At 37.8% G+C, this 649-nt stretch carries 2 protein-coding genes; both read right to left on the bottom strand.

Going from position 1 to position 649, the window contains the following annotated elements; genetic code table 11:
* The coding region (locus DMO16_RS24035) for a DUF3800 domain-containing protein (protein WP_164989032.1) at nt 1-412 on the bottom strand (412 nt) is incomplete at its 3' end.
* Nucleotides 413-427: 15 nt separating this feature from the next.
* Nucleotides 428-649, bottom strand: a 222-nt coding sequence (locus tag DMO16_RS24040) for a helix-turn-helix domain-containing protein (protein ID WP_164989033.1), incomplete at its 5' end; no start/stop codon positions are given.

The following is a 649-nucleotide window of genomic DNA, read 5'->3' on the forward strand; positions in this document are numbered from 1 at the left end:
GTTTATTTTTCGCTTTCCCCTGAACACTAGCTTTATCTATAGCTCCCGCGAAAAAATCCACCTTATTCTTGTTTAAAGTTTCCACTATGTCTTCAAGCACCTGAAAATGTTCATGTTTTTTCTCACTCAGCTTACTCCATAAACTTGTTCTGTTCACAATATGAGAAGCATGGAAATGAAAAGCCTCAAAAAATTTCACTTGAGTGGCCACTTCTCCAAGTTTAGCAGGATCAGTCACGTGATCAATTCTGCTAAAAATCAAACTGTAATATTTCTTTTGAACATCCGCTAGATCCCTCTCCAACGTCTTCCATTTGTTAGCATCAACAAACGGTCCACCATAAATCAGATATGGTTGAGCGGTTTGTTTTAACCCCGTATTGCCTGTCTCATCTAAATATAATATCCCCACAAACAAATCCTCCCCTCATTCTTCATCCAACTCTGAGTAAGCCCAACCATAAGGAAGAAGAAAAGTATAAGCAGCTCCATTTGGTTCCATTTGCATTCGTTCAACCAATTTATACTTTTCTAATTCTTTCAACCAAACACTGATTGTTCTCTTACTTTTACCAAAATACTTTGCCATGGTATCGATGGTAACCCAGGTCTTTCCTGTTTCATTTCCAGACATCAAACCTAAATACAC

The organism is Fictibacillus sp. S7 (assembly GCF_004127935.1).
In the GTDB taxonomy this organism is placed as follows: Bacteria; Bacillota; Bacilli; order Bacillales; family Fictibacillaceae; genus Fictibacillus_C; species Fictibacillus_C enclensis.